Genomic DNA, 26,718 nt, shown 5'->3' with positions numbered 1-26,718 from the left:
ACAAAAAATCCTTACCACTGGGTAAGGATTTTTTAGTTTTACGGATGTATTTTTAAGCTATTCAGATTTTTGAGTTCGGCTCAATAAATTAACCGCCGCTTCTTGCGCGGGCATACCCTTGTATAAAACCTGATAAATTTGTTCAACGATAGGCATCTCTACACCTTCCCGTTGCGCCAACATATGCACTTCTTTGGTATTACGATAACCTTCAACCACTTGACCGATGCTATCGATCGCATCCTCAACAGATTTACCATGACCTAATGCCAAGCCAAATCGGCGGTTACGAGATTGGTTATCGGTACAGGTAAGTACCAGATCACCCAAACCGGCCATGCCCATAAAGGTAGCAGGTTCTGCCCCTAAAGCAGCACCCAAACGCGTCATTTCAGCCAAACCTCGGGTAATAAGTGCAGTACGGGCATTCGCACCAAAGCCAATACCATCGGCAATACCAGCACCAATGGCGATCACATTTTTTACTGCGCCACCAAGTTGAACACCAATGAAATCATTATTGGTATAAACCCGAAAAGACTTTTCACAATGCAACATTGACGACAGGAGTTTGGCAAAATCATTGTCCGTCGATGACAAAGAAATAGCGGTCGGCAACCCTGCAGCCATTTCTTTTGCAAAGGTCGGTCCAGACAATACCGCCAGACTTACACCTTCACCCAATACGTCGATGGCAACTTCATGCAATAAATGCCCTTCTTTTGGATCAAGGCCTTTGGTTGCCCATGCAATTTTATGCTCAGGTGTTAACAATGGCTTGATTTTTTCAAGTAAGTCCACAAAAGCATGGCTTGGCACCACAATTAAAATGTTATGGCTGGCGTGAATGGCTTTGGTTAAATCTGCGGTTAACTCTAATGCTGGCGGGAAGGTGAAACCAGGTAAGTACTTTTCGTTACTGCGCGACTCTTGCATGGTTGCCACATCGGATTCGCTGCGTCCCCACAATAGAGTCTTGTGGCCATTTCTGGCTAAACAAAAAGCCAGAGCAGTGCCATAAGACCCTGCCCCAATTACACTGATATCAGCTTGCATAGCCATCAATTATGCGTCTGTTGTTTCTTGTGCCGCTTTTGCTTCAGCGGCACGCTTTTGCACGTAAGAAGCAAATAACGCGTCAAAGTTTACTGGCGCTAGGTTTAGTTGTGGGAAAGTACCACGAGAAACTAAGCTGCTCACAACTTCACGTGCGTATGGAAATAATGTATTCGGACAGAACGAACCTAAAGTATGTGCTAATTGTGCTTCTGGCATATTACCAATAGTGAAAATACCTGCTTGTTGTACTTCACATAAAAATGCAATTTCTTCACCAAGCTTTGCTGTCACGGTTAACGCCAAAACAACCTCAAATGTGTCATCAGCTAATTTGTTAGAACGTGTATCTAAGTCTAATTTAACTTCTGGTTGCCACTCTTTTTGAAATACCGCAGGGCTTGCTGGGGTTTCAAATGATACGTCTTTGGTGTAGATACGTTGGATAGCAAATGCTGGTTGTTGTGCGTTATCAGCGCCATTTGCTGCTGGGTTGTTTTGTTCTGTCATAATATACTTCCTAATATGTTTTTACAGGCAAGCGCCCGGTTTAATTATTGGTTAACAGCTTGTCGAGTTCGCCTTTATATTCCAACGCCATTAAATCGTCACAACCACCAATACTTTGGTTATTAATAAAGATTTGTGGCACTGTCATTCCACCGTTACTACGTTCAATCATTTCAGCCCGTTTTTCAGGGTACTGATCTATGCTTATTTCGTTATATGCAACGCCTTTTTGTTGCAGTAAAGACAATGCTCTAAAACAAAATCCGCAGGTACTGCGAGTGTATATGGTAACTTCTGCCATTATTGTGCCTTGTTTATTTTGCAACAGGTAAATTTGCTGATTGCCATGCGCTAAAACCACCTTTAAGGTAAGTCACGCGGTCAAATCCAGCTTTGCTGATTTTTTGTGCTGCAGAAACGGCGCTCATACCGGCAGCACATACAACAATAATGGGTTTGGTTTTATATTTTTCAAGAGTCGTCAAATCATTGTTATTAACTTTTTCTGTCGCTAAATGAACAGACCCCAAAATATGACCGGCTTTAAATTCAGCATCTTTACGGATATCAACCACAACACCATCTTCGCGGTTCATCAATAAAGTAAGTTCCTGAGTGTTAATTTCTTTGACCGGAGATAATTTACTCTTGATGGTAATAACAATCAACATTGTGACGATTGCCAACCAAGCCATACTAAGTACAGGATTATTGCTTAAAAAGGTGATGAATTGATCCATATATCCAGTTTCTCTTGTTACAAATTACAATTGCATTAAAAAATAAAGACCACAAGTATACAGTCTGAATGCACTAAATCCACTACTAATAGGCGAAAATGCTAAGGTATATCAAATAAAAAGTCTCAGCTAGCGGTTATAATAATTATTTATCTGGGAAAACGGGTATATTTAACGTTAAAATAACTGGCTAAATTATACCAGTTGTACCCTTTTTAAATTCATAAACATTACTTTTAAAGCAAGGCATTACCATGAGCAACAAAAAACCAATGGTTTTAATTATCCTAGATGGATGGGGATATCGAGAAAACAGCGAGTCCAACGCTATCTTTCATGCCAACACCCCTGTGTTGGATAAACTTATGAATGAATACCCTAACATGCTAATTGAAACGTCTGGCATGGCTGTTGGTCTACCTGATGGACAAATGGGCAATTCCGAAGTTGGCCACGTAAACCTTGGTGCTGGTCGTATTGTTTATCAAGACTTTACTCGCATCACCAAATCGATAGCTGACGGCGAATTTTGTAACAATGAAGTACTAGCTTCTGCAGTAGACAAAGCTGTTAGTAAAGATAAAGCAGTGCATATCTTTGGTTTGATGTCACCAGGTGGTGTTCACAGCCACGAAGACCACATTTTTGCGGCTTTGAAAATGGCAAAAGAGCGTGGCGCCAGCAAAGTTTATTTGCACGCTTTCCTAGATGGTCGTGACACTCCACCTCGCAGTGCCGAAAACTCATTACAAAAAGCCGAAGACTTATTTGCCGAGCTTGGCAATGGTCGTGTCGCATCAATCATTGGTCGTTACTATGCGATGGACCGTGATCAACGTTGGGAACGTGTTGAACAAGCATACAATCTAATCGTATCTGGTGAAGGTCAATTCACCGCCACCAACTCTGTTGACGCTTTAAAAGCAGCTTACGAGCGCGATGAAAACGACGAGTTTGTTAAAGCGACGGCCATCTTAGATGCCAACGGCGATAGCGTACAAGTAGAAGACGGCGATGCGTTAATTTTTATGAATTTCCGTGCCGATCGCGCGCGTCAATTTAGCCGTTGCTTCACAGAAGCTGACTTTGCCGATTTTGACCGCAAGCGTGTACCTGCCATTGCTGACTTTGTGATGCTTACGGAATACGCTGCAGACATAAAAGCTCCTGTCGCCTTCCCAACGGTTGAGCTAAACAATGTGTTAGGTGAATGGTTAGAGAAACACAATAAAACTCAGCTGCGTATTTCTGAAACCGAAAAATACGCCCACGTGACCTTCTTCTTTAGTGGTGGTCGAGAGAACGAATTTAACGGCGAAACACGCGTATTGGTTCCTTCACCACAAGTTGCAACCTACGATATGCAACCAGAAATGAATTCTGAACTACTGACCGATAAGTTGGTTGCGGCCATAGAAAGCGGTGAGCACGACTTAATTGTTTGTAACTACCCCAATGGTGATATGGTTGGCCACACGGGCGTATTTGACGCGGCAGTGAAAGCTTGTGAAGCCGTTGATAAGTCTATGGGCCGTGTTGTTGAAGCATTGCAAAAAGTAGGCGGTGAATGTCTTATCACAGCCGACCACGGTAATGCTGAAATGATGGTAAATACTGAAACAGGTCAAGCACATACCGCTCACACATGTGAACCAGTACCATTGATTTATGTTGGCCGAAATGCGAAAGTAAGTGAAACAGGTGCACTTTCTGATATCGCACCAACGCTTTTACATTTAATGGCGATGGACCAGCCGGAAGAAATGACCGGGACTCCATTGATGAAGGTTAGTGACTAAGTCCAATATTCAACACATAACGTTGTCTGCCAAATTGATGAAAGCCGGATGGCTTTCATCAATTTTTTTGTCGTTTTTTGTCCTCAACGGTGGTTTCAATTTAGCGTGGGCAAGCCAACAGACCAAACAGGAGTTGGATCAAGTAAAACGGCAGATCAAAAACCAACAGCAACAAATTCAATTAACCGAAAAACAACGTCAAGAAATTAATGCCCAATTAAGAATTGATGAGCTTGCTATTGCAGACTCTGCAGCAAAGCTAAACCAAGCTCAACAACAGCGAAAGCATACTCAGCAACGCTTAACCGAGTTAAACTTACAACAAAAAAAACTGCAAAAAGAAAAAGCAAAACAAGAAGAGGTATTAGCGGATCAGCTTCGAAGTGCCTACTCTACCGGTCAACATGACTATTTAAAAATGTTGCTAAATCAACAACAACCAAGTGAAGTTCAACGCACGCTCACCTACTATAAATATCTCAATGAAGCTCGTGTAAATAGTATTGAAGCGTTTGAGAAAATACTCACCGAACTTGCCGAAGTAGAAGCACAACAAAGAGAGCAAGCGCAAAAGCTTGTAGCGATTGAAGAAACTTTAATCCAAGAGCAAAAAGCATTAGAGCAAAATAAACAAGCTCGAAAAGCGACCCTTGCCAAACTCAATTCTAAGCTATTATCTGATCAACAAAAGCTCACCCTGCTAGAACAAGAAGAGCAATCTTTAGTCGCTACCTTAGCGCGTATTCAGGCGCAAATAAAAAAAGATCTTCAATTTAAAGGCCTGAGTAAGCTTAAAAATAAACTAAAATGGCCCGTAAAAGGCAAAATATTAAACAAATATAACAGTAAAAAACAGGGGTATCTGCGCTGGAAAGGGGTTTTACTGGATGCCAAATTAGGAACCAATGTCAACGCCATTCATAACGGTACCGTCCTTTTTTCTGATTGGCTTAAAGGCTATGGTTTGGTTACCGTACTTGATCATGGTGATGGCTATATGAGTCTGTACGGACACAATCAAACTTTACTGAAAAAAGTTGGTGATAGAGTCGAAATTGGGGAACCGATTGCTTTAGCAGGACAATCGGGCGGTCAATCAAAAGTCGGGGTGTATTTTGAAATACGTCATAAAGGCAAGCCGGTTAACCCTCAAACTTGGTGTCGTTAAAAGTAACATTTACCGGTTCGTCAAGCCGGCTTATTGAGCATATATATCGATATTATTGGTCTTGATTAATTGGTGCAAAAACTTCACTGGTATGGCGTAAGTAATGCCACTTGGATCTGTTATAGCCGATTCTTTTGTCCGCTTTATAAACACTTTATTAATTATCGCCACGACCTTTCCCGTTTTTATCGGATACACAGGGCTACCGCTATTCCCAGGATAAGCGGTACCATCAAGTTGATAAACCATATAAGGGTTTTTCAATAATTTGATCGCCGCGGGCGTTAGTTGCGCGGAGGTGCTTGACGGGATCACTACCGGCGAAATGCTGGCAATGTAGCCTTGATGAGTTGCAGGATAAAGCCCTAAAACCGCACCGATGGGAAAGCCTGTAAAGGCAATGGAAGTACCCTCGTCAATCAAGCTATCGCCGGCCAGTTTTAATGCCGGTAAAGGCGGGCCATTATGCTTTAAAATAGCCAAGTCATGGACATTCGATACCGCAATCAGTTCGACTTCATAAATCTTTGCTTGTTTACCTGTACCGGTAAAAACCACCCTTTTTTGAGTACCTTCAATATTTTGTAACTTTGGCACTACATGTTGATTAGTAACAATATATTGTCCATTACCAATAATAAACCCGGTCCCATTTAACACATTTTGAGGTCGCCCATCGGGCGTGTAAACTCCGATACCAACAATAGAGGGTTTAACCTTTTTTATGGTTTTAGGAAAATCGGCGTAAGCAGAAAAGCCAATGACAAAACATAATATTAAAAAAAATCGCATGATTAGGACCCTGATAAAATGATTTTAATTTTCTCGATTAACTTCTGTTTTTTATCACTATCATCTTGATTACTGAGTATTTCTCTTGATAGATCGAGTTTGTCCGTCAACATGAGCGCTTCAGCGTAATGCAGTGATACATCAGGATTGTTAGGGTTTTGTTGATATGCTCTTGCCAGTAAGGACTCGGCTTTAGGGTATTTACCTAGCCGCATATTCGCCACCCCCAAAGTATCAAGGATCATCGGGTTATCGTCGGCCAATTGGTACGCTCGTTCCGCATTTCTTAGACCTTGTTCAAAGTTTTCTAGGTTAATCTGCGACCAAGCCAAATTATTTAAATAAACATAGTTACTTGGTTCCTTATCCACCAGTTTTTGAAATGCTCGGACAGAATGTTCTGGCTCTTTGTCTATGGTGACTTCCCCTAATAAATTAAGCAATTCAGGTATATCACCATATTCGTCTAACGCACTAAGTAGTACCGCTTTACTCTTTTGCCATTGGTCTGTTATTCGAAGCATTTGGGCGTATTTATATGCATTCGAAGGATTCGGTTTAAGCTCAAATAAACGTTGTGCGTATTGGGTCGCCATTAACGGGTCATTTTGCAACTTACTGCGCAAAAACTTAACCGCAATCAATAAAGATTCGGTCACGTTATCAGGATTTATCCTATCGAGTTTTAAGCTGGCTTCAGCCATCTTATTTAAATGCAAAAGATAGGTGATTTCATAGAGTTTAAGATCATGTTCTGTCTTAAATGTCTTTATCACCTGTAAAATATGCTGATGAGCGACTTTAAACTTACGTTGCGCTTCAAAAATCAGTAATAATAATAAATGTGATTCTAACTTCCCAGGATTAAGCGCAAGTAAACGTTGGGCATATTGCTCCGCTTCGGTAAAATGGCTTTGTCCAAATAGCATTTTTGTCGTTAATAACAAATATTCTTCATTATTTTTATGTTGATATAGATTGTCTACTAAGGTTTTAATTGCTTCTTGGTGTTGCTCATTTTGCGCTAATACCGACACATAAGTTAATAACACATTAATATCACTAGGGTGATTTTGCATACTTTGTTTTAGCACATGAAGCACTTCAGATTTTTCTGGATGATGGGCGAAAATCTGGAGCAAGTTATTCAGTGCCCCTTGATGGGTAGGGTATGATGCCAAAATTTGCTGACTAAGCCGATAAGACTTTTCAATATCTTGCTCAGCAAGATGAACCAAAGCCAAATTGTAGCGAGCACTGGTACTGTCTTGATTAAGCTTTAAGGCTTGCTCAAACCAACGTTTTGCTTGCTGCCAGTTTTCAAGTTGCAAGTACGCTAGACCTACGGCCAGATAACCTCCTTCTTGCTCTGGTTTTTCCGTTACCCAAGCATTAGCAAACTCTAAAGCTTGGGTAAGTTTATTTTGTTCAAAATAACGAAACAAAATGGATACTCTGGCTTGGTCAAAATCCGGATCTATTTTTATCGCTTTGTGCAAATCATCTAGCCCAGAATCGTCGTTTAGCGATAGCTTAATAACCCCTCGTTGCCCCAATCCTTGCGGTGATTCGAGATCAAATTGATCCAATTTTTCGGCATATCTTTTGGCCGTAAACTGATCGCCAGATTCTAGTAGGTGCGCACTGGCACTGGTGAGTAGATTAAAATCAAAGGTATTTGATAAATTAATATTATCTATTTGTTGTGCTGCTTGGTAGCCAAAACCCAGTTGAAATTTTAAAAATAACAATATCTTAAAAACAAAATGATCTTTACCTATACGATTTTCTATTTTCGATAAATACATGTAAGCAGGTTCAATATTACCGAGTTGGTACTGACTTAAACCTGCTACCAAATTAGCTTTATACGACTCGGGAGCCGAGGTCAGAGAGGCGACAGCGTACTCAATTGCCGGTTTGTAATTACCACGTCGAAATTCCAGCTCGGCTTTTAATTCGTTAACCAAATAAGAGTGAGGCGATTTACGCAACAGAGTATCTAAATGCTCTGTTGCTAGGTCAAAGCTTTGCGATTGGATTAGTTGCGAAATACGCTGTGCTTGTACAATAAAATGATAGGGTTGAAATTCAATGTAATGAGTGTAATGTGATAAAGCGATGTCGTGTTGCTTTGCGACCACGTACAAATTTGCCAATAGTAAGGCAGCTTCATGAAACTCTGAATCTTGTTGCAATAAATTTGATGCCAATTCAATCGCTTGATCGGTTTGACCACTAAAGCCAGCGACATAAGCTTTTGCTAATGAATAATAAAATTCCCCTTCCTGTGACGAAAAGTCTAAGGCCTTGTATAAGCTATCAAAGCCGGCTCTAAAATATCCGTATAGCATCAACTCTATTCCACGCATGGTATACAGTTGAACTAATAAGCCGGTGTCTGCCGGACTGCTACCATCAATGTATTCAAATACAGGCAGAAAACGTCCAGAGCGTAAATCGGAGCGAAGTATATAGGCGGTCACCTCATTTTTAGCGTAGTCAAACTCCAACAAGCGCTTAAATTCTTTTAAAGCGCCATCAAAATCCCCAACATTAAAGTGTGACACCCCAAGAAGATAGCGGGCTTCTAACTGCATAGGGCTCTTGTTGATAAGATTTTTTAATAAAACTCGAGCCTCGGTGTAATCGCCCTGCACCATAATGTCTTTTGCTTGTTGTAAAGCATCGTCGTCACTGGGCTTTGGTGAACAAGAAAGTAAAGCCATTAGAGCGATAAAAACAATCTGGCGCTGCATATTATTTCCTTTGTTATTATGTTTTCTGTAGATCAAAAAGGCATAAACAAAAGTATAGAACACATTTGTCAATGCCTCTTCTGTGACTTAGAGAACGGGAAAAAGAGCCGTTTTGAAAAATTATTTAGACACCTTCAGCGGCTTCTATTAATCCTAACAACTTTTTCTTCTCTTCGCTTTCTTTCTGCTTTTCAAGCACTTGTTGTGACTTAGACAGTTTTTTTTGATAAATAAGGATTTCCGCATAATGTAGTGATATATCGGAATTTTCTGGCACTAATTGATAGGCACTTTCTAGCAGCTCCTCAGCTTCGCGATAATCACCCATTTTCATTTTAGCCACGCCTAACGTGTCCATTACAAAAGGATTATTTTGCGCTAATTGATATGCTTTCTCAGCTGCCTTAATGCCAAGAGAATAGTCTTTTGCGATAATGGCAGACCAGGCTAAATTGTTATGATAAATGTAATTATTGGGCTCTCTATCTACGAGCGCTTGATAAATTTTTACCGATGAGTCCGGTTCTGATTTAACATTGACTTCTGCTAATAAGTTTAATAAACCCACCGATTCACCATACTGCTCGATGGCGTCATCTATGACTGACCGACATAGCGCTAACTCTTTTGTTTCCCTGAGCATTTGGGCATATTGAAAAGCATTTGCCGCGTTAGGTTGTCGCTCATAAAGTTGCTCCGCTAAGTTTCTTGCTTTTTGGTAATCCCCCAAACTTTTGCTCTGCAATAACAACACCCCCAAGAGCAGTGGCTCACTCACTTGACTGCGATCTATTTTGTTAAGGTGTAACTCCGCTTGTCTAAACTCTTCCATTAATAATAAGTAACTTACTTGATAAAGCTTAAAATCATTTAAATGTGGAAATTGCTCTATTGTTTTGCTTACTTGTTGGTACGCTTTATCGTATTTTTCTTGGCTTTCAAGGGCTATTAGCAAAGTTAAGTGTGTATTGAGGTTTTCAGGAGCAAGTTCATATAGTCTCGTCGCGTACAGTTCTGCTTTGCTATATTGTTTATCGCGAAAATACATTTGGGCGAGCAACAGCAAAAAGCGGTCATTGTTTTGATACTTTTCCACTTGCCTTTCCAGCTCACTTAGAGCCTTTCGCCTTTGCTGATCTTGCTCCAATACAAAAGCATGGAGCATCAATAAGTTAACGTCTTCTAAGTTCTGGCTATAAAGCTTCTCGGTAAGATCTATAACAGGCTGTTTATCGGCTAAAGCAGGATAAATATCCAGCAATGCTCTTTGAGCACCTTGATGAGTTGGCGAGTCCATTAATATTTGTTGGTTTAAAGTTAATGCCTGTTCAAAACGCTGATTGGCGATATCTATCATCATTAAGTTGTATCGAGCGCCATTACTTCTAGGATTTAAACTTAATGCTTTGTTAAAAGAGTCTTGTGCCTGTGCCATTTGCTCAAGCCGTAATTGTACTAACCCCAGCGCGAGATACCCACCTTCATGGTAAGGCTTTTCTGCAATCCAATCATTTGCATAAGCTAAAGCTTGATTTAATTCTTGTTGCTCTATATGACGAAAAAGAATCGCAACTCTGGCCTGCTCAAAATCGGGATCTAAGGTGATCGCATTCTTTAAGTCTTCCAATCCCGATTCATCTTCAAGAGATAGCTTTATGACCCCTCGTTGACTTAATTCTCGAGCAGAGTTCACATCTAATTGCTCAAGTTTCTCAACGTACTCTAATGCCTTTTGCAAGTTACCCGATTGGATTAAATGGACGCTGGCATTGGTCAATAAGTTAAAATCTTCAGGTGTTTCGGGCCGAATATTATCAACTCCCTTAATAGCTTCATCACCATACCCCAGCTTAAACTTTAATGATAACAGCACTTTATAAGCAAAGTGCTCAGAGTTTAGGCGAGACTCAATATTGGTTAAATGATAATAGGCCATCTCAGCATTGCCCATTTTGAATTGACTTAAACCTGCCAGTAAGTTGGCTTTAAACGATTGGGGGACAACACTTATCGCAACATTAGCGTACTCGTTAGCCAATTTATAGTTTTGTTGCCTAAACTCTAGTTCACTTTTTAATTCGTTAATCAGAAACGACTTCGGCGTTTTTATTAATAACCGAGCCAATAGATCTTCAGCTTGTTGATAGTCGGTTAATTTAATTAAGTGAGAAATATAGTGCGCTTGAACGATAAAATGAGAGGGATGTTTGCTGATATAAGATTGGTAGCTATTTTTGGCCGCATCATCTTGCTGTGCCAACACCTGCATATTTGCATTAAGTAATAATGCTTCATCAAACAATGAATCTTGCGCTAACAGTTCCTCACTTTTAGTAAGGGCCTGTGTTATTTGGCCACTCATCCCTGCCATAAATGTTTTAGCTAATGAGTGATAAAAAGTGCCTTGTTGAGAGCTTAGCTTAATTGCTTGATTTAATGAGTCAACGCCGGTTGGGAAGTCGCCAAATAACATGAGCTCGATACCTTTAATAGCGTGCAATTCAACCATCAAGCTGTCGGCAGGAGTGTCATTAGAACTATCAATATAGCTAGAAATAGAGTTGAATTGGCCAAGCTTCAAATCGGTTCTAAGTAAATACGGAGCAACATCATTTTTCCAATAGCCTAACTCGATGGCGCGTAGAAATTCTTTTTTGGCGCCTTGAAAATCACCGGTGTGGTAGTTGGCCTGTCCTAACAAATATCTCCCCGTCAATTGCTCAGGTTCGTTGCGTAAAGAGTTTTTTAAAATAATTTGCACATTTTTATAGTCTTTAGCGGCCAATGCTTCTCTAGCCATTGATAAAGACTCATCTGTTGTTGGCTCCGGCGTACAGGCAACAAGCAGGCACAGTATAGGCAACAGTACACAGTACTTCATCATCAATCCTTTTTATTTCAAATGGTTAAATACTCAGTATAGGCTAAAAAAAACGAAATCAATTTATATAGCTAAATGAGTTACTTGCTGAGATTTTAAAGGACAAAAAGAAATCAATATGCCGTTAAAAATTAACTCTGATGGACGACTCGTACTTCAATGGTATTACTTATCATAAAGCACGGATGATTATTGGCTCATTACGGCAAACAAAATAAAAAACCTTAATTACTTGAATGCAATTAAGGTTTTAACAAAAGACTACGCTGAGGGTTAATTCGTAGCACTTAAATTTGGAACACTTTCCTTGAGATCGTAAATGTCACAAACTATTTCGTTTGAATTAAAGCGTTAATTAAATAAGTTTCTTTCTACGTAATGCTAAACCTAAGATAGACAACCCGAATAACGCAATAGTTTCAGGCTCTGGTACGGTTCGTGCAAACGCTACTCGAAGGTCAACATCTTGTTCACTAGTAACCTCAATCACTAAAGATGTAATCGCTGAAAAATCAATCGTAGTGAAACTCGCAAACGGTACATAAGTTGTGCCAGGAACCGTTGCTGCTGGCGGAATAGTTTTTGTTTCTGTGTTATTACTAGAATCGGTTAAGGTAAATTCACCCGTAAAGTTCCCATCTCGTGATAAAACGTCAACAGCAAATGCGCCACCTAAATCTGGAGTTAAATCAACTAGGAGTGGTGTAGCAACTGTACCATCCCAAGTAAGAACAACTTTAGACTCAATCCCTGAATCATTGCTCAGCGAAAGAGAAGATGACGTTTTGGTGAAATTTGGACCGCTTGTGACGGATACTGATTCAGGTCCTTGAACATCACCGGTAATGCTTAAAATTGTGATATCAACTTCTCTTTCGCCACCTAAAATAGAATACGGATTATTAGGAGAAGTGTAACCATTGTCTACGTAGTCACAAGAGACAGTATTAAAACCACCCATACCATCAGAGCTTCCGCTAACAGTTGCCGTACAACTATCTGCCGGGTCTGGCAAAGCGAAATCATCAATTAAGGTTCCTGAAATTGCACTAAAACTTAACCCTAATGGGAGTAGCGCATAAATTAAAGATTTTTTGTTAAACATATTCGACCTCGTTAAGTTTTTAATTAGAACTTGGATGAACGTCACCCTGTGTTCATTTCCTTGCATCGAATATAAGCAACCCTAATGCCAACAATAAAAAAATCAATAAATACATATGGATAAGGCAAAATAAAGGCTACTAAAATTTGCTTTACAAACTAGGTGTAAAAATTACTGACAGCTTAAAAGTTTGCTTTACTAACGCTTATATGTTGTTAAAAAGCTTATTGGGGCGTTAATGCTAACTATTTTTCTTAGTTGCTTAATCGCAACACCTATCCATCAATGTTTCAACTGCTACGACTTAAATTTCACTATACATGGTGCGTCAATTTAAAATCTTAGTAACTGAAAAGATTATAAAAATCATTAGTAACACAACATCAACGGTTATTTTTTGTTCTATACTTGCGAAAAGGTGCCCATTCGTGGTCAAACAATAATAAAGGATCTCGTAACATGTCTTATCAATCCCTTTGCCATGCTATAAAAAAAGCAATGCTTATTGTCGTCATTTTCTTTATCACAGCGTGTAACCAAAAAACAACTGATGAATTACTGGCGGAAGCACAAGAGCTAATGCAACAACAAAACCATAAGCAAGCGGTTGTGGTGCTTAAAAATGTTGTGAGACAGAAAACCACCGATGGCCATGCACGATTCTTATTAGCTCAAAGTTACCTGTTTATCGCCGATTATGAGTCAGCAGAAAAAGAGTTAAAAAGGGCCATTGAACTTGAGTACGATATTAATGAGATTATCCCGTTGTTAATTCGAGTAAGGTGGCTACTAGCTAACCCTATGAGTCTTAATGATATCAGCCAATACACTTTATCGCATGAGTCCTTATTAAAAGCGAGAACCCTAATTGCCATCTATAACGTCACATTAGGGGAGCTCGTTGAGTCATTAAGCATCATGCAACAAAACATTACTCAGTCACAAAGTGTTGGCTTTTATTCTAATGTATCGAAAGCTTGGGTTGCAGGCATCGATGGTCAAAGTGCTGCAGCCATTGAACTGTTATCCGAACTCATCGAGCGTGATAGTCCCTACATGGATGCCTTGCTCGTAAGAGCCATGCTCTACACCCTAGAAAAAAACTATACGGCGGCGATAGATGACTATCAAAAATACCTAAATCATTTTGGTTTGAGTTATTTTGTTCAACTTAACTATATTGCAGTATTGATTGCATCGGGTGATTTAAATCAAGCTGACGAATATGTAGATAAACTTCTTGCTATTGCCCCCAAAGATCCTTTCATAAATGAATATAAAGCCGAATTAAAATTTAGAGCGAAAGATTATAAAGGCGCGATTGAATATATAGCGATTACCTTATCGCAAGCTCAACAATCTTATAAAGCCAATTACATATCTGGTGTGAGTAATTTTCAATTGGCAAATTGGGAATTAGCCTACAATAACTTAAATAAAGTTGAACAGTACTTACCCCCCCAATCGGCTGCCAAGTCGATGCTAGTAAACCTTAAAATTAAACTCGGTTACGTCAATGAGAACATCGAAGCCTTAAATTTAGGGACAGATTTTGACGTTGATGATTTTAATACGTTAGCGAGTGCGAGCTGGTCATTGCTCGAGCAAGACAATATCGATATGGCGAATTTACTGCTCAATGAAATGAATAATATTTCACTGTCAAATTCCGAGGACTTGATTAAACGAGGGATGATCAAAAATGCTGTTGTTCCTGCAAGTGGCCTAGACGATTTAGAGCGTGCTATGCAATTGGCACCTGAAAAAGATCAAGCCCGATTATTACTTATTTATGAAAAGATAAAAGTTGGTAAAGTGAAGGAGGCCTTAGCCGATATTGATGGTTGGCTAGAAGGTGCACCGAATAATATAAATGCCATGCTTGCTAAGGGGATTGCTTATATAAGCGAAGAGAAATATCAATTAGCTACGCCAATTTTTAATCAAGTTTTAATCCAACAACCAAATCATCTTGGGGCCATACATCAGTTAGCGTTTGTTAGCTTAAAACAACAAGACTATGCGAAAGCAGAGGATTATTTAGCAAAAATATTAAGTCTTAACCCTAATCATAACAGCGCTCTTAGCCTACTCGTTATTTTTGGTATTTATAATACAGAACAAGAAAAAGTACTGAGTTTTACCGACAACTTAATCAAGAGCAATCCCAATAATACCAGAATGGCTATTGCTATAGCGCAAATATATGAGGCTTTGAATTTGCGTGACGCGGCGATACAGTTGCTTGATTCCGTAAAGGAATACGCTCAAGACTCTGCCGGTTACTTTTATCTAAAAGGACTATTAAATTTTCGAAATAGACATTATTTAGAAGCCAAAAGTGATTTTGAAAACCTGCTTAGATTAAAACCTAATAGTCTCGATGCGCACAAAAATTTGATTTTATCCTATGAAAAACTGGGGCATTTAAATTTAGCAATAGAACAGTTAGACACGGCGATAAAGCTAAATCCCAAAAGCGATTTCCTTAAGATTATGAAAGGCCGTATTTTAGTAACCACTCGAAAGCCTGAAGATATTCAACAAGCCAAAAACATTATTGAACAACTGGAAGCTCAGCAACATCAATCAGGATATTTTTCAGAGCTTATTTACCTTTACTATAGAATAACGGGTGAAGATCAAAAAGCTATAACACAAGGTCAACAGCTCTATCAAGACAACCCTAATAACGAAACCATCATTTTATATGTGCAAGCATTACATCAAGCAGGCAAAACAGGTGAAGCGCTTGAAATACTTGCAAAAGAAATTCCAGAAGAAAATATGGACCCGAGATTACAACAAGTTAGGGCTCAATTTTATTTATCAACCAAACCAGAAAAAGCCATTTCATATTACCTGAAACAGGTAAATAAAAATCCGGAAAACTTTCAAGCATTAAACAACTTATCCTGGGCTTACACGCAAACGGGTAATACTGAGCAAGCAATATTGCACGGCTTAAAGGCCATTAAATTGGTCCCCAACAACCCAAGTATTTTAGATACTTTAGCCCTCGCTTACATGGAAGCTAAAGATTATGTTTCAGCCGAAAAACACATCCAAAAAGCGCATGAAATGGCGCCAAATCATGCCCCATTTTCCATCCGTTATGCGCAAGTATTGATTGAGTTAGATAAGCTTGAACAATCAAGAGCTGTTCTCGCTAAACTTAAAAACAGCCCTGAAAAGCAAAAATTACAAACACTGATTAATAGCAAGACTTAATCATTAAAAATTAGAGCTGGCGAGCATTATGACTAAAAATACTTACCCACTAATGGCTATATTAAGCATCTTTTTATTGCTATTACTATTTAATCTGCCCATTGCGAATAACATTTGGCGTTACAGCTTTGATGATGGCACCTACTCACATGCTTATTTGATCCCCTTCATTTGTGCGTATTTATTTTATCACTCTAGGTCGAGTTTACGCTTTAGAGAGAATATCGCCTTGGGTTGGGGTGCCTTATTTATTATCTGCTGCTTATTGCTGTTTATAACGACCAATATGCAATTAAGTTTGGGGTATTGGCTAGCCTTGCTACTGGTCTTCACGTCGGCCTTATTATTTTTATTTAACTTTGATTGGCGCATCGTTTTTTCGGCCGGTTATCTGGTGTTTTTATTGCCTGTTTGGGGCTTAATATCGCCCCCATTACAAGACTTATCGGTCATTTGTGTTAGCTTTTTTCTCAACCTTTTACATATACCTATTTATGTAGAGCAACAGTTTATTACCATTCCTGCTGGGGTATTTGAAATTGCTGAAGGCTGCAGTGGCCTGCGTTATATCATCGTCTCTTTAGCCATATCTAGCCTTTACAGTTTTTTATACTTGGACAAATTAAAACACGCGATTTTATTCATTGGCGCAGCGATTATTGGTGCCTTAATCACCAACTGGATAAGGATCACGGTGATTATTTTGATCGGTGAATATACCAATATGACCAGTGATTTAATTGAAGATCACAACTCATTAGGTTGGTTTATTTTTATACCATTCATGTTGTTGCTGTTTTGGTACGGTAACTCTTTTGAACAAGTACCCGATGAAAACAACAACACGGGGACTTCACTTAGTGATCGACATGGCGCTAACTTTACCTTAACAAGCATCATTGTTGGCCTCTTTGCCTTAAGCTCTTCTAGTTTATGGGCACTAAATTTTAACCAAACCAGCAAAACAACTGTAAGTCAGTCTTCAGGGCATCAATTACAGCCACAGGTTTATTTTTATTCCGATGTTAAAACCGTTGAGCAAACCGCTGATAACCAACAGCGCATCGAGCAGGTATACCAATTTAATTGCGCCGATTTATCCTGCAAACCCTCTTTTTATTTAAATTCACCAATTCCTGCAAACTGGCAGATTTTAGAGCAAAGGCAGGTTGATGATGTTCTTATAAGTAAGATAATAAACGGCTCTGAGATTGTACATATTAAGTCTTTTTATCAAACAGACGGCCTACGATTTGCCACCTCTTCTGCGGTGAAAAAATTTCGCCTTATGAATCCATTAATTAGCCGAAAAGATATCTCTTTTCATTGGTCCGTAGCATACCCAGATAATTTATTGGGATTACAATATGACGGTAAATAGTCAGCTAATTTGGCAACACTTAACAACGCTTGATGAATTAGACAAACTAAGAGATTCATGGCAACAACTTAACCAACAAAGCCGTCATGGTAGTCTCTTTACCTCTTACCCTTGGCTACGAAACTGGATAGCGCAATTTTGGCAACCCAACTGGCAACTTGCAATTTTGGTGGCACATACGGAGCAAACGCTTTGTGTGTTTACTCCGTTTTATATTCAAAATAACCGTCACTTTGCTTTTAAAACACTGCATCTATTAGGGCAAGGTGAAGATGAATGCATGGAAGTTTGCTCTGAATATGGCGACATTTTGTGTTTACCCGGCTTTGAACAACCGGCCATTTCTTACATCAATACTTGGCTCCAAAGTTTAAACATAGATTTGATCACGTTTGATGCAATCAAACCAAATGCCCTGATTAACTCTTTACCCATATTAAAAACACAGGGGCAAAAAAAAAGTCCGATAAAAAAATCCTATCGTTACCTGATTAATACCCAAAAGTGGTCTATAAATGAATTAAGTAAAAGTACAAAGTACAAATACAAAAGAAATATAAACAAATTAAATCAAGGTGATAACTCATTTTTTTGGCTGCGCAACGAAGACTGTGAGCCATATTGGCAAGCGCTTAATCGCTTGCATACAAAGCGTTGGCGTAGCGTCAGCAAATCAGGGGCTTTTGGCCAAATTCCGTTCAATCAGTTTCACCTTACGTTAATGGCAAAAACAAACATCAATGTCTCTATGAGTGTGCTTGAAGTAAACCAAAATCCTATTGCGATTAACTACTATCTGCAAGATAACGAGGTGCTGTATTTTTATCAATCGGGTTGGGATAAGACGTTATATGGTCATCTTTCACCAGGTTTTTTATTGCATATTTGGAGTATAAAAAACTGCGATGCTGAAATTTATGACTTTATGATGGCTTTTGAAAAGAACAGTTACAAAAAGCTCTATGGCTGTGAACGCCATGATCTTTTACATATAAACAAAGTGTTAAAGCCCAAAAAACACTTTTTCTATTCTTGGTTTAATAAATTAAAAAAATTTATCAACAAGGAAGACAATAGATTGGTGCAACAAAAATGACAGGCTTACGTATTTTTCATATTGTTAGTAGTTTAAATATAGGTGGGGCAGAGAAGTTTGTGCAAAACTTAAGTCTTGCCCAGCAAAAAAGCCAGCATCAAGCTCAGGTCATTAGCTTTGGTAAAAGCAATGACCACTTGCAAGCCCAAATCGAGTCAAATCACATCACGGTGCATAATTTAACAGGCGGTTTATTCTCTCGCCTGCGCCAATTACTAAATCTAATTAAAGATGCTGATATTCTTCACATTCATTCACCATCGGTGATTCGAGCATTGCTACCTATTTTTTTCTTACTTAAAAAACATCATGTTATATACACCATCCATGGCGAAGTGGATCCTCCACAAAACTTGCTGAAGCTTTCTCATCAACTCGCACGTTGTTATTTAAATTTTACTTTGGCGGTTTCCCCTTTGGCCAAACAAAGTGTCAATAAAAGGTATGGTTGGAACAGCCAATGTATTGAGGTGATTAAAAATGGTGTCACCATAAAGCCCATAACCGATAAGCCACGACAAGAAAAAATCATTCTTGGTGTTGTTGGTCGCTTGATTGAACTAAAAAATGTTGAGTTGCTGTTTCAAGCAATGGCGCAGGCAAAACAGCAACAGGCCTTTAAAATTAAAATCATTGGTGATGGTCCGTTACTAAGTGAGTTAAAAAATAGTGCCCAAAAACTTGCTCATACCCCCGTTGAATTTACCGGTAATATCAAAGATGAGGAAAGCATTTACCATGGCTTAGATTTACTGGTGGTGTGTTCAAAAACAGAAGGCTTACCAATGTCGATCTTAGAATCTATGGCCCGCGCCATTCCAGTGATATCGACAAAAGTGGGGGCTATCCCCAACGTCATCAATAACCACCAAAATGGTTGGCTTTATGACAGCCTTAACGCCATTCAATTAACCGAAATTCTAGACCAAATCACTGCCAATCCAGAACTGATCACACAATATGGGGTGAATGCTCAGCAATATGTCCAGCGCCATTATTCCATCGCACAAGTGGCACAAGATTATAATGATTACTATAAAAGGTGCTTTATATGAAGCGCGTTACCTTATTTACCAGCTTGTATCCAAATCCGGTAAATCCGTATCTTGGTACGTTTAATTTTCAGCAATACAGCTTATTAGCCAAACAGGTAGAACTTAATATTGTGGTCCCCATTCCTTGGCTTATGTGGGTAAAAAACCTTGGCAAATTTCGCCAATTAACCACACCATCTCATATTACCTACTTTCCTTTTTTCCATATCCCGAAAGTACTGCAAAGCTTTAACAGCTTTTTCTTATTTTTCTCGGTGCTGTTATCAATAAAGCCCGCCAGGGTATTAGCCAAGTCCGATATGGTCATTGCCAGCTTTGCCCTACCAGATGGAGTATGTTGTGCTTTGTTAAAAAAATTATTTGGTTTTAAATTGCTGATCCAATGTTTAGGTACAGACGTCAATTATCATAGTGAAAAAGCATTTAACAAAACATTATTGCGCTGGGCATTTAAACAGGCCGATGGGGTTTTTACCGTGAGTAAAAACTTACAAACTAAAGTGACCAATATCTTACCAGGGGTTCGAGTTAAAACCATTTATAACGGGGTTAATTTTGATAAGTTTCAGCTTAAAGAGGCTCGCCCTAAAACACCCAGAACAATATTATTTATTGGTAATTTAATCCCTACTAAAGGGGTGTTTGAACTTATCGATGCTGCCAATATTCTGCTCAAATCGAACCCTTCGCTAAGGTTTCAATTTATTGGTAATGGACCCGAATTCAATAACTTAAAAAAGCAAGCTGCTGAATTGAATATCAGCTCTTATATTGATTTTTTAGGCCATCAAAACCATGACAAAATAGTAAGTTTTATTCAATTAGCCGATGTCTTGATTTTACCGAGTCACCGTGAAGGCGTACCCAACGTTATTGTGGAAGCCATAGCCTGCGGCACTCCGGTTGTGGCGACTAAAGTTGGGGGTATTCCTGAAGTGGTAAACGATAAAAACGGCATTCTTATTGACACTTCTGCCCCCAATCATATTGTTGAAGGTGTAAAGCTTTGCCTACAAAAAGACTGGTTACCAGCGCAAGTTAGAAACAGCATCAGCAACCTGACTTGGGAGCAAAACATCGCCAAGCTAACCCGCTTTATGACCCATTGTGAGCATAAGGCGGTGGCTAAATGAAGCTAGATATAATGACAAAACAACAAACAGTATTTGAGACCAACATGCCTCGGTATAAAAATGTGGTTGAAAAGCATGACAGCAATAACCTTAAGGAACAAAAATAATGTTTTATCTATTTATCCTTTTCGTGTTGATCTTCGTTGTTTTCATAGCCCTTCTTAAGCGAAAAAATATAGACATTTGGTTATTACCTTATCTTATTGATTTATGTAAAAGGCCTAATAAACCCGAGTTAACTCATGTAATGTTCTGTTTTGTTGACCACTTTGAACCTCGCTGGAAAACGTCTGATATTAATGTCGAACGTTCTCGTGTCGATAGGTGGTGTGAAGACTATCCTAAAATGGCGATAAAACACCTCGACTCAGACGGTTATCACCCAAAACATTGCTTTTTTTACCCCCAAGAAGAATACCGCTATGAGCACTTAGCAAAGCTTTCAAACTTGTGTCATCAAGGCTTTGGCGAAATAGAAATACACTTACATCATGAAAATGATACAAAAGAAAACTTTTGTCAGACAATGACCGATTTTGCCAATACCTTACATCAACAGCACGGAGCCCTTCCACGCCATCCTGTTACCGGCCAAATCATGTATGCCTTTATTCATGGTAATTGGGCTTTGGACAACTCATTACCCAATGGTGAAATGTGTGGCATTAATAATGAATTGGCACTGCTTCGAGACACGGGCTGTTATGTTGACTTAACATTACCTTCGACACCGAGTAAAGCGCAAACCAAAAAGGTCAATTCAATTTACTATGCCACCGGCAAGGATGGACATTGCAAGTCTCACGATGATGGTGTCGATGTTGAAGTAGGTACCCCTTCATCTGGTGATTTAATGATTCTACAAGGACCGATAGGCATAAATTTAAAGTGGCGAACAGCCTATGGAGTCCCACATATCGAGAATGCTGATATTCGCACTTCGTGCCCTCCAATTAAAGAGCGCATAGACCAATGGGTCAACTCTCATATTCATGTAAAAGGTAAAGAAGACTGGATATTTATCAAAGTTCATACCCATGGTGCTCAAGAACACGATATGGACACCTTGCTAGGGCAAGCAAGAGATGAAATGCATCAATATTTAGGCTCGAAATATAATGATGGCAAAAACTATTTATTACATTATGTCTCGGCACGAGAGATGTACAACATAGTAAAAGCGGCTGAAGCAGGAAAAAATGGCAACCCGAATGAATATCGAGATTTCATTTTGCCAAGACCTAGTTTTGAGAACAAGGTTTAAACATTACTATGAAAAGTTTATTAAAACGGATTTTCAAAAAAATCGTGGTGACAGCGAACCTCAGTAATTTTCTATGGCGGTATCTACCCAACGGGGTCTATGTTTTTAACTATCATCGAATAGGTGATAAATATCAGTGTGAATTCGATCGCAATGTGTTTTCCTGTAGTGCTGAAGCTTTTGAACAGCAAATTATTGAAATTAAATCTACCTTTACCGTGGTTAATCAACTGCAACTAATCGAGATGCTAGCTAATAATAACTTAGATGACGATAAGTATGCCTTAATCACCATAGATGATGGTTATATTGATTGTATTGAAACCATACTGCCGATTTTAAAAAAACATCATGTACATGCTAGCTTTTTTATTACTACCGATTTAATCAGTAATAACACCATACCATGGTGGGATGAAATTTCTTTTATCTTAAGAAACTCAGTCGGTCATCAATATAAAATCCCTCTTATAGATCAAACCTATGACTTAGAAGAAGAAAATATCGACTGGCAAATAAAGCACATCATTACCCAAGCTAAATCGCACAAAGAACTGCTTATTCATCAAGTATTGGCGGATTTAAGACAGACCTTTCCGCAGGCTTGCCAAAAGTTAGCAAAATCACAAGGGAATCTTTTTATGAATTGGGCTGATGTTATGACCTTAATTGACAGTGGTATGGAAATTGGTTCTCACACCATAAGCCATCGTATTTTGTCGCAATTAAGCCCTGATGAACAAACGGTTGAACTAGAGAAGTCTAAACACCTCATAGAACTGGAAACCCAAAAAGAAATCAATGCCATTGTTTATCCTGTAGGGGTGAAAGACAGCTATACGCCAGAAACCCAAGCTATTGCGCAAAAAGCGGGTTACATCCTCGGCTTTAACAATATACCGGGGTTGAATAGAAAAGCCATTAATCATTTTGATCTCAACCGCTTTAGTATTGATGATGAGAGAGTGAAAGAGATGAAACTAAAGGTATTGTTTAATCTTTAAAGCTTGCTCGATTAGGTTCTCTAGCATTCACTCGCATCGCAATTATGAAAGTAACCTTGTGGCAAGCATCCACGGCTTTGTTTCACCAAAGATAAGTCTTGTCTGATTTTAGATATTCCAATAAACCTAACACCGCAAACCAATTCAAAGATACAAATGCAAGAGCGACTCGAAACACCGATACATTATGTAATCGTGGCGTCAGTTTTCCAATAATAGCAAAGGCATAAAAGCTACATTGGATAATTAGGGTTATTTTAAAAAAGCCATGTTGTTCGACAATCAACATATTAGATAACAACGCCAATAACATAAAATAAGGTGATAATAGGCGAAATAATTTATGTGAAATAAACTGAAAAAATATAGGGTTTTTAAACGGATTTAAAATATTTTTATTTAACGCCAGCAATTGAAAATTACCGGCTAAAGTACGTTTTTTTCGGTTCTTCTCCCGCTCAGGATCATTAGATGGTACATCAACAGCAATAGCATCTTGTTGAAATAAAACTCTTTTACCCTGCATGACCACATTCATTGGGATCAAGACATCATCTAAGATAGTCCCTGATGGTATGCTTGTATAGAGAGACTTTTTCATTGCATATAAAGCCCCAGTCACACCAACCGTTGAATTGATATTAGACTCGTTTTGGCGCACAAACTTTTCATAGCGCCAATAAGCATCAATCCCTTTCGAGTAACTGTTTTCGCCTTCTTGGGTAAACGTTAGCTCTCCGCTTACGGCTCCAACGTCGGGACTTTGCAGGGTGCTAATCAATGATGCTATCGCATTAGAAGCGATCATTTGCCTAACATCACACATGATTAAATAATCGGTTTTAGCATGTGCAACGGCATCATTAAGACAAGCCGCTTTCCCCCTCCGTTGTTTAAAAGCAAGGCAATTTACATTGCGATAACCACAGCTATTAATAAGATCAACAGTGTTGTCGTTTGAACCATCAGAGGCAACAATGATGGATAATTTTTCAGAAGGGTAGTCACTCGAAAATATGTTGTTGAGTTTGGCTAAGATTTTATCGCTTTCATTATAAACCACCATGATGACAGTGATTTTAGGTAGCTCACCTTTGGGCTTTGACTTCGCGGAGATTTTTGACTGTGAAGTTTTAAATCTGGCAAGTAAGAATACCGTAATTGGGTATAACACAAAGGTGTAAATAATCATTAAAGAGCTAAAAACAAAAACAACAGCCATTCCTATTACAACACCTTATAAAATTTAATTTACAGCACAATAAAAATTATAGAATTCAATTTGTTAGCTAGCAAATAAAGTCCGTCATTTAAATAAAATAGAAGCTGATAGTAAATAACAACCCACAACTATAGAAGAGTTACTGTATGGCCCCGACGGTTATGGGTGGTTTTCTTTTTTGACCATGAAAATCATGCTCTATTCCTTCAATCAAAAGGCCTTCAATACCAATTACTTGCGAATTTACTTGGTAATTAATACGGTTGATAAAATTATCCAATGATGTTTTTCTCAATAAGGCACTGTTGCCGTCCTGCTTCGACCTACCTTGCCAATTCGCAAAATTAATAACCGACTCTCCCCCATCAAAGGTAAAACGATCTGATAACACATTATTATTACTGTAAAACCCTTCTAAAGATGCATTATCAATAGTGATGGCGCCTCGATATGAGTGCTGGTTTAAACAAATATTGTTAATAAATTGATTAAATATGCTGCCATTTTTAAATAAAGCACACCAACGGCCATTACTGGGCATAATAACCGTGTTATGAATAATTTTGTTATATTTGGAACTCTCGCCACCATCAATTTTAAACAAGGCGATGCCATTACCTCGATTGTTATCGAGTATGTTGTTAAACACTAAGGAATACTGAACGCCGTCCAAATTAATACCTGAACCACCTCGTGTACCATTATCAATAATTTTATTATTATAAATCTTGGCGTTTTTAATGATGCCCTCTTTACCCATATGCCGATCACCATTTAAATGAATTCCTGAAGCATAGTTGCCAAATACATGATTATTAGATACTTGAATATTTTGCGAAGTATTAGATATATAAATCCCATGCTCTTTCTGAGAGTTTGACGCGACATTTCTATGAACAATTAAATCATCACAAAAGCCGGTAAATATCCCCCAAACTTTACTCTCATTTACTTCATTCTCTTCAATTAAAACATTTTTACAATTTAATGCGCTTATTCCAGCTCTGTTGGCATATTTAATTTTGAAGCCCCGAACCACAATATGGTTGGCTGAGATCTCAATACCGTCTCTATTACTGTTAAACCAACCATCGATAATGCTACCATTACCATTAAAAGTGATAGGCTTGTCAGCCATGCCGTTGCGTTTTACAATAAAGGGCGCGTATGAACCAGACAGTATATTAATCACATCACCTGGTTCTGCTAAATTGGCGGCATGTTGTATCGTTCTCCAGGGTGAAGAAAAAGAGCCATCATTAGCATCCCGACCATTTGGTGAAACATAAAAGCCATTGATATAGTTAGCTTTATTGTTTAAAACAAGTGGTTTAGACACTGTCTTATGAGACTGTTTAGAAATAATCCCATTAAGGTTATTTGGATCAGCCAAGCCTGAATTTTCGGCAATTTGATAGCTAGATACATCGACAAATTCAAACTGATTTTTGTTTAACGTTGCCAACTCTTTTAAATCTTGATTACGCCAGTTTTCATCTGGTATACCGGTAATAAATAAGTCACCGCCATTATCAGCTAAAATCATTCCATAGGTTTGTAATGCTTTAACAATAGGCTTAACTTGATCAGAAAAGTTATCAGGATCCACTGTAGACTTAAGTCTCAGCCTTGCTCCCATTGGGGGATATTTATTTCCTTTATATCTTGAAGCAAAATGCCTAGCTGGCCAAACATAATGGCGCCCAGTTTTTGTTAACGTAAAACGCAAAGCATGATTAATTTCACCACTTGCAACTTCTGAATACTTTACTAGTCCAGGGTAAATGGGCAAACCTGCGGCATCGGCTGATGTCCACCCTTTAGGTCTTAAGGTATTGGAAGATAGGTCAAAAATGGCACCAGAGCCTCCAGTCCATTTACCATCAGTTCGCCTTCTGGCATTAAAGATTTCATAAAGAGTACAGGTATCTGTATTTAACGCGATGATATGACGATCGCCTTTAGATTTTGCCCCCCCTTCTATTTGAACAAAATTAGGGATTGGATAGAGCTGATGATCACTCTCATTATGATATTTAAATAAGACTTTTTTTAACGGTGTTGAGTTATCAACATAGTTGACAGGGATCCCTATTTTCGCAGACTTATATAAGCCTGCGCCAAAATCAGGATGTAAATTAGCGTTCTCGGGAATTGAATCTAACCATGTTTGAGATTGTTGATGTTCAGGTGCATTAATAACTTTAGTATTCCAGATATTATCATCAGGCAACACCGTGCACTCTTTAGCCATAGCAGAATAACAATGACAAAAGACTATCAGCAGGATTAGGAATCTGAACATACGAATATTTTTCTCTTTTTATACTTTAAAGTTTTATTTAACTATAGTCTTTATTTTTTACACCTTCGAATACTCATTAACGTAATTTTATTTATCTATAAATTAGTTTTACCAAATATTTCTATTCAAATACCGACCAGCACCTTAACGATAACAAGGCATTAAAAGCAAAACATCGGACAAAAATAAAACTTAAAAATCATATATATAATAAAAA

General features: G+C 38.6%; 19 protein-coding genes. 9 read left to right on the top strand and 10 right to left on the bottom strand.

The window, feature by feature from the left end:
- Nucleotides 1-57: 57 nt before the first annotated feature.
- The 4 genes from gpsA to ACAY00_RS00605 are packed head-to-tail and all read right to left on the bottom strand — an operon-like array spanning nucleotide 58 to nucleotide 2,306.
- A complete protein-coding gene (gene gpsA / locus ACAY00_RS00620; RefSeq protein ID WP_371379472.1) occupies nucleotides 58-1,056 on the bottom strand; it encodes an NAD(P)H-dependent glycerol-3-phosphate dehydrogenase in 999 nt (332 codons plus the stop codon).
- A 9-nt stretch (nucleotides 1,057-1,065) separates the two neighbouring features.
- Nucleotides 1,066-1,566, bottom strand: coding sequence for a protein-export chaperone SecB (secB, locus tag ACAY00_RS00615; RefSeq protein ID WP_371375811.1), 501 nt, complete (start codon nucleotides 1,564-1,566; stop codon nucleotides 1,066-1,068).
- Between the two features lie 40 nt (nucleotides 1,567-1,606).
- Nucleotides 1,607-1,867: a glutaredoxin 3 gene (gene grxC / locus ACAY00_RS00610; RefSeq protein WP_371375807.1), complete on the bottom strand. Its 261-nt coding sequence runs from the start codon at nucleotides 1,865-1,867 to the stop codon at nucleotides 1,607-1,609.
- A 13-nt stretch (nucleotides 1,868-1,880) separates the two neighbouring features.
- Nucleotides 1,881-2,306: a rhodanese-like domain-containing protein gene (locus ACAY00_RS00605; protein WP_371375804.1), complete on the bottom strand. Its 426-nt coding sequence runs from the start codon at nucleotides 2,304-2,306 to the stop codon at nucleotides 1,881-1,883.
- Nucleotides 2,307-2,560: 254 nt separating this feature from the next.
- Here ACAY00_RS00605 and gpmM point away from each other — a divergent pair, with 254 nt between their 5' ends.
- Both gpmM and ACAY00_RS00595 read left to right on the top strand, forming a co-directional pair.
- Complete coding sequence (gene gpmM / locus ACAY00_RS00600; protein WP_371375801.1) at nucleotides 2,561-4,105, top strand: 2,3-bisphosphoglycerate-independent phosphoglycerate mutase; 1,545 nt, start codon at nucleotides 2,561-2,563, stop codon at nucleotides 4,103-4,105.
- Nucleotides 4,098-5,273: a murein hydrolase activator EnvC gene (locus ACAY00_RS00595; protein ID WP_371375798.1), complete on the top strand. Its 1,176-nt coding sequence runs from the start codon at nucleotides 4,098-4,100 to the stop codon at nucleotides 5,271-5,273. Before gpmM ends, ACAY00_RS00595 begins: the two co-directional genes overlap by 8 nt.
- Before the next feature lie 30 nt (nucleotides 5,274-5,303).
- Here ACAY00_RS00595 and ACAY00_RS00590 read toward each other — a convergent pair whose 3' ends face one another.
- From ACAY00_RS00590 to ACAY00_RS00575, 4 genes are all read right to left on the bottom strand, one after another.
- Nucleotides 5,304-6,065, bottom strand: coding sequence for a serine protease (locus ACAY00_RS00590; protein WP_371375795.1), 762 nt, complete (start codon nucleotides 6,063-6,065; stop codon nucleotides 5,304-5,306).
- Between the two features lie 2 nt (nucleotides 6,066-6,067).
- On the bottom strand, nucleotides 6,068-8,824 hold the full coding sequence (gene prsT / locus ACAY00_RS00585; protein ID WP_371375793.1) for an XrtA/PEP-CTERM system TPR-repeat protein PrsT: 2,757 nt from the start codon (nucleotides 8,822-8,824) through the stop codon (nucleotides 6,068-6,070).
- Between the two features lie 124 nt (nucleotides 8,825-8,948).
- On the bottom strand, nucleotides 8,949-11,708 hold the full coding sequence (gene prsT / locus ACAY00_RS00580) for an XrtA/PEP-CTERM system TPR-repeat protein PrsT (RefSeq protein WP_371375790.1): 2,760 nt from the start codon (nucleotides 11,706-11,708) through the stop codon (nucleotides 8,949-8,951).
- Nucleotides 11,709-12,060: 352 nt separating this feature from the next.
- Nucleotides 12,061-12,810: a PEP-CTERM sorting domain-containing protein gene (locus ACAY00_RS00575; RefSeq protein ID WP_371375787.1), complete on the bottom strand. Its 750-nt coding sequence runs from the start codon at nucleotides 12,808-12,810 to the stop codon at nucleotides 12,061-12,063.
- Between the two features lie 459 nt (nucleotides 12,811-13,269).
- On the opposite strand from ACAY00_RS00575, the gene prsT (ACAY00_RS00570) reads away from it, so the two are divergent.
- The 7 genes from prsT (ACAY00_RS00570) (at nucleotide 13,270) to ACAY00_RS00540 (ending at nucleotide 22,974) form a co-directional block, all read left to right on the top strand.
- On the top strand, nucleotides 13,270-16,041 hold the full coding sequence (prsT, locus tag ACAY00_RS00570) for an XrtA/PEP-CTERM system TPR-repeat protein PrsT (protein ID WP_371375784.1): 2,772 nt from the start codon (nucleotides 13,270-13,272) through the stop codon (nucleotides 16,039-16,041).
- Nucleotides 16,042-16,069: 28 nt separating this feature from the next.
- Complete coding sequence (gene xrt, locus ACAY00_RS00565) at nucleotides 16,070-17,422, top strand: exosortase (protein WP_371375781.1); 1,353 nt, start codon at nucleotides 16,070-16,072, stop codon at nucleotides 17,420-17,422.
- Entirely contained in the window at nucleotides 17,409-18,518 is a 1,110-nt protein-coding gene (locus tag ACAY00_RS00560; protein ID WP_371375778.1) for a GNAT family N-acetyltransferase, read from the top strand. Before xrt ends, ACAY00_RS00560 begins: the two co-directional genes overlap by 14 nt.
- Nucleotides 18,515-19,573: a glycosyltransferase family 4 protein gene (locus ACAY00_RS00555; protein ID WP_371375776.1), complete on the top strand. Its 1,059-nt coding sequence runs from the start codon at nucleotides 18,515-18,517 to the stop codon at nucleotides 19,571-19,573. The genes ACAY00_RS00560 and ACAY00_RS00555 overlap by 4 nt, the downstream gene beginning before the upstream one ends.
- Nucleotides 19,570-20,706 (top strand): glycosyltransferase, encoded by a 1,137-nt coding sequence (locus ACAY00_RS00550; protein WP_371375773.1) that lies wholly within the window; start codon nucleotides 19,570-19,572, stop codon nucleotides 20,704-20,706. The genes ACAY00_RS00555 and ACAY00_RS00550 overlap by 4 nt, the downstream gene beginning before the upstream one ends.
- Before the next feature lie 247 nt (nucleotides 20,707-20,953).
- Nucleotides 20,954-21,970, top strand: a complete 1,017-nt coding sequence (locus ACAY00_RS00545) for a hypothetical protein (RefSeq protein WP_371375770.1) — start codon at nucleotides 20,954-20,956, stop codon at nucleotides 21,968-21,970.
- Between the two features lie 8 nt (nucleotides 21,971-21,978).
- Nucleotides 21,979-22,974 (top strand): polysaccharide deacetylase family protein, encoded by a 996-nt coding sequence (locus ACAY00_RS00540; protein WP_371375767.1) that lies wholly within the window; start codon nucleotides 21,979-21,981, stop codon nucleotides 22,972-22,974.
- 82 nt (nucleotides 22,975-23,056) lie between these two features.
- Here ACAY00_RS00540 and ACAY00_RS00535 read toward each other — a convergent pair whose 3' ends face one another.
- Both ACAY00_RS00535 and ACAY00_RS00530 read right to left on the bottom strand, forming a co-directional pair.
- Nucleotides 23,057-24,196: a glycosyltransferase family 2 protein gene (locus tag ACAY00_RS00535; protein ID WP_371375765.1), complete on the bottom strand. Its 1,140-nt coding sequence runs from the start codon at nucleotides 24,194-24,196 to the stop codon at nucleotides 23,057-23,059.
- Nucleotides 24,197-24,335: 139 nt separating this feature from the next.
- On the bottom strand, nucleotides 24,336-26,450 hold the full coding sequence (locus tag ACAY00_RS00530; protein ID WP_371375762.1) for a nitrous oxide reductase family maturation protein NosD: 2,115 nt from the start codon (nucleotides 26,448-26,450) through the stop codon (nucleotides 24,336-24,338).
- Between the last annotated feature and the right edge of the window lie 268 nt (nucleotides 26,451-26,718).

The organism is Thalassotalea sp. 273M-4 (assembly GCF_041410465.1).
Taxonomy (GTDB): Bacteria; Pseudomonadota; Gammaproteobacteria; order Enterobacterales; family Alteromonadaceae; genus Thalassotalea_A; species Thalassotalea_A aquiviva.
The sequence above is the reverse complement of the archived record's forward strand: the minus strand, read 5'-3'. Positions and strand labels throughout refer to the sequence as shown.

What these genes read in the sequence shown, in the direction of transcription:
- gpsA (WP_371379472.1), bottom strand. Translation starts at nt 1,056, where the DNA reads ATGCAAGCTGATATCAGTGTAATTGGGGCAGGGTCTTATGGCACTGCT.
- secB (WP_371375811.1), bottom strand. Translation starts at nt 1,566, where the DNA reads ATGACAGAACAAAACAACCCAGCAGCAAATGGCGCTGATAACGCACAA.
- grxC (WP_371375807.1), bottom strand. Translation starts at nt 1,867, where the DNA reads ATGGCAGAAGTTACCATATACACTCGCAGTACCTGCGGATTTTGTTTT.
- ACAY00_RS00605 (WP_371375804.1), bottom strand. Translation starts at nt 2,306, where the DNA reads ATGGATCAATTCATCACCTTTTTAAGCAATAATCCTGTACTTAGTATG.
- gpmM (WP_371375801.1), top strand. Translation starts at nt 2,561, where the DNA reads ATGAGCAACAAAAAACCAATGGTTTTAATTATCCTAGATGGATGGGGA.
- ACAY00_RS00590 (WP_371375795.1), bottom strand. Translation starts at nt 6,065, where the DNA reads ATGCGATTTTTTTTAATATTATGTTTTGTCATTGGCTTTTCTGCTTAC.
- prsT (WP_371375793.1), bottom strand. Translation starts at nt 8,824, where the DNA reads ATGCAGCGCCAGATTGTTTTTATCGCTCTAATGGCTTTACTTTCTTGT.
- prsT (WP_371375790.1), bottom strand. Translation starts at nt 11,708, where the DNA reads ATGATGAAGTACTGTGTACTGTTGCCTATACTGTGCCTGCTTGTTGCC.
- ACAY00_RS00575 (WP_371375787.1), bottom strand. Translation starts at nt 12,810, where the DNA reads ATGTTTAACAAAAAATCTTTAATTTATGCGCTACTCCCATTAGGGTTA.
- prsT (WP_371375784.1), top strand. Translation starts at nt 13,270, where the DNA reads ATGTCTTATCAATCCCTTTGCCATGCTATAAAAAAAGCAATGCTTATT.
- xrt (WP_371375781.1), top strand. Translation starts at nt 16,070, where the DNA reads ATGACTAAAAATACTTACCCACTAATGGCTATATTAAGCATCTTTTTA.
- ACAY00_RS00560 (WP_371375778.1), top strand. Translation starts at nt 17,409, where the DNA reads ATGACGGTAAATAGTCAGCTAATTTGGCAACACTTAACAACGCTTGAT.
- ACAY00_RS00555 (WP_371375776.1), top strand. Translation starts at nt 18,515, where the DNA reads ATGACAGGCTTACGTATTTTTCATATTGTTAGTAGTTTAAATATAGGT.
- ACAY00_RS00550 (WP_371375773.1), top strand. Translation starts at nt 19,570, where the DNA reads ATGAAGCGCGTTACCTTATTTACCAGCTTGTATCCAAATCCGGTAAAT.
- ACAY00_RS00545 (WP_371375770.1), top strand. Translation starts at nt 20,954, where the DNA reads ATGTTCTGTTTTGTTGACCACTTTGAACCTCGCTGGAAAACGTCTGAT.
- ACAY00_RS00540 (WP_371375767.1), top strand. Translation starts at nt 21,979, where the DNA reads ATGAAAAGTTTATTAAAACGGATTTTCAAAAAAATCGTGGTGACAGCG.
- ACAY00_RS00535 (WP_371375765.1), bottom strand. Translation starts at nt 24,196, where the DNA reads ATGGCTGTTGTTTTTGTTTTTAGCTCTTTAATGATTATTTACACCTTT.
- ACAY00_RS00530 (WP_371375762.1), bottom strand. Translation starts at nt 26,450, where the DNA reads ATGGCTAAAGAGTGCACGGTGTTGCCTGATGATAATATCTGGAATACT.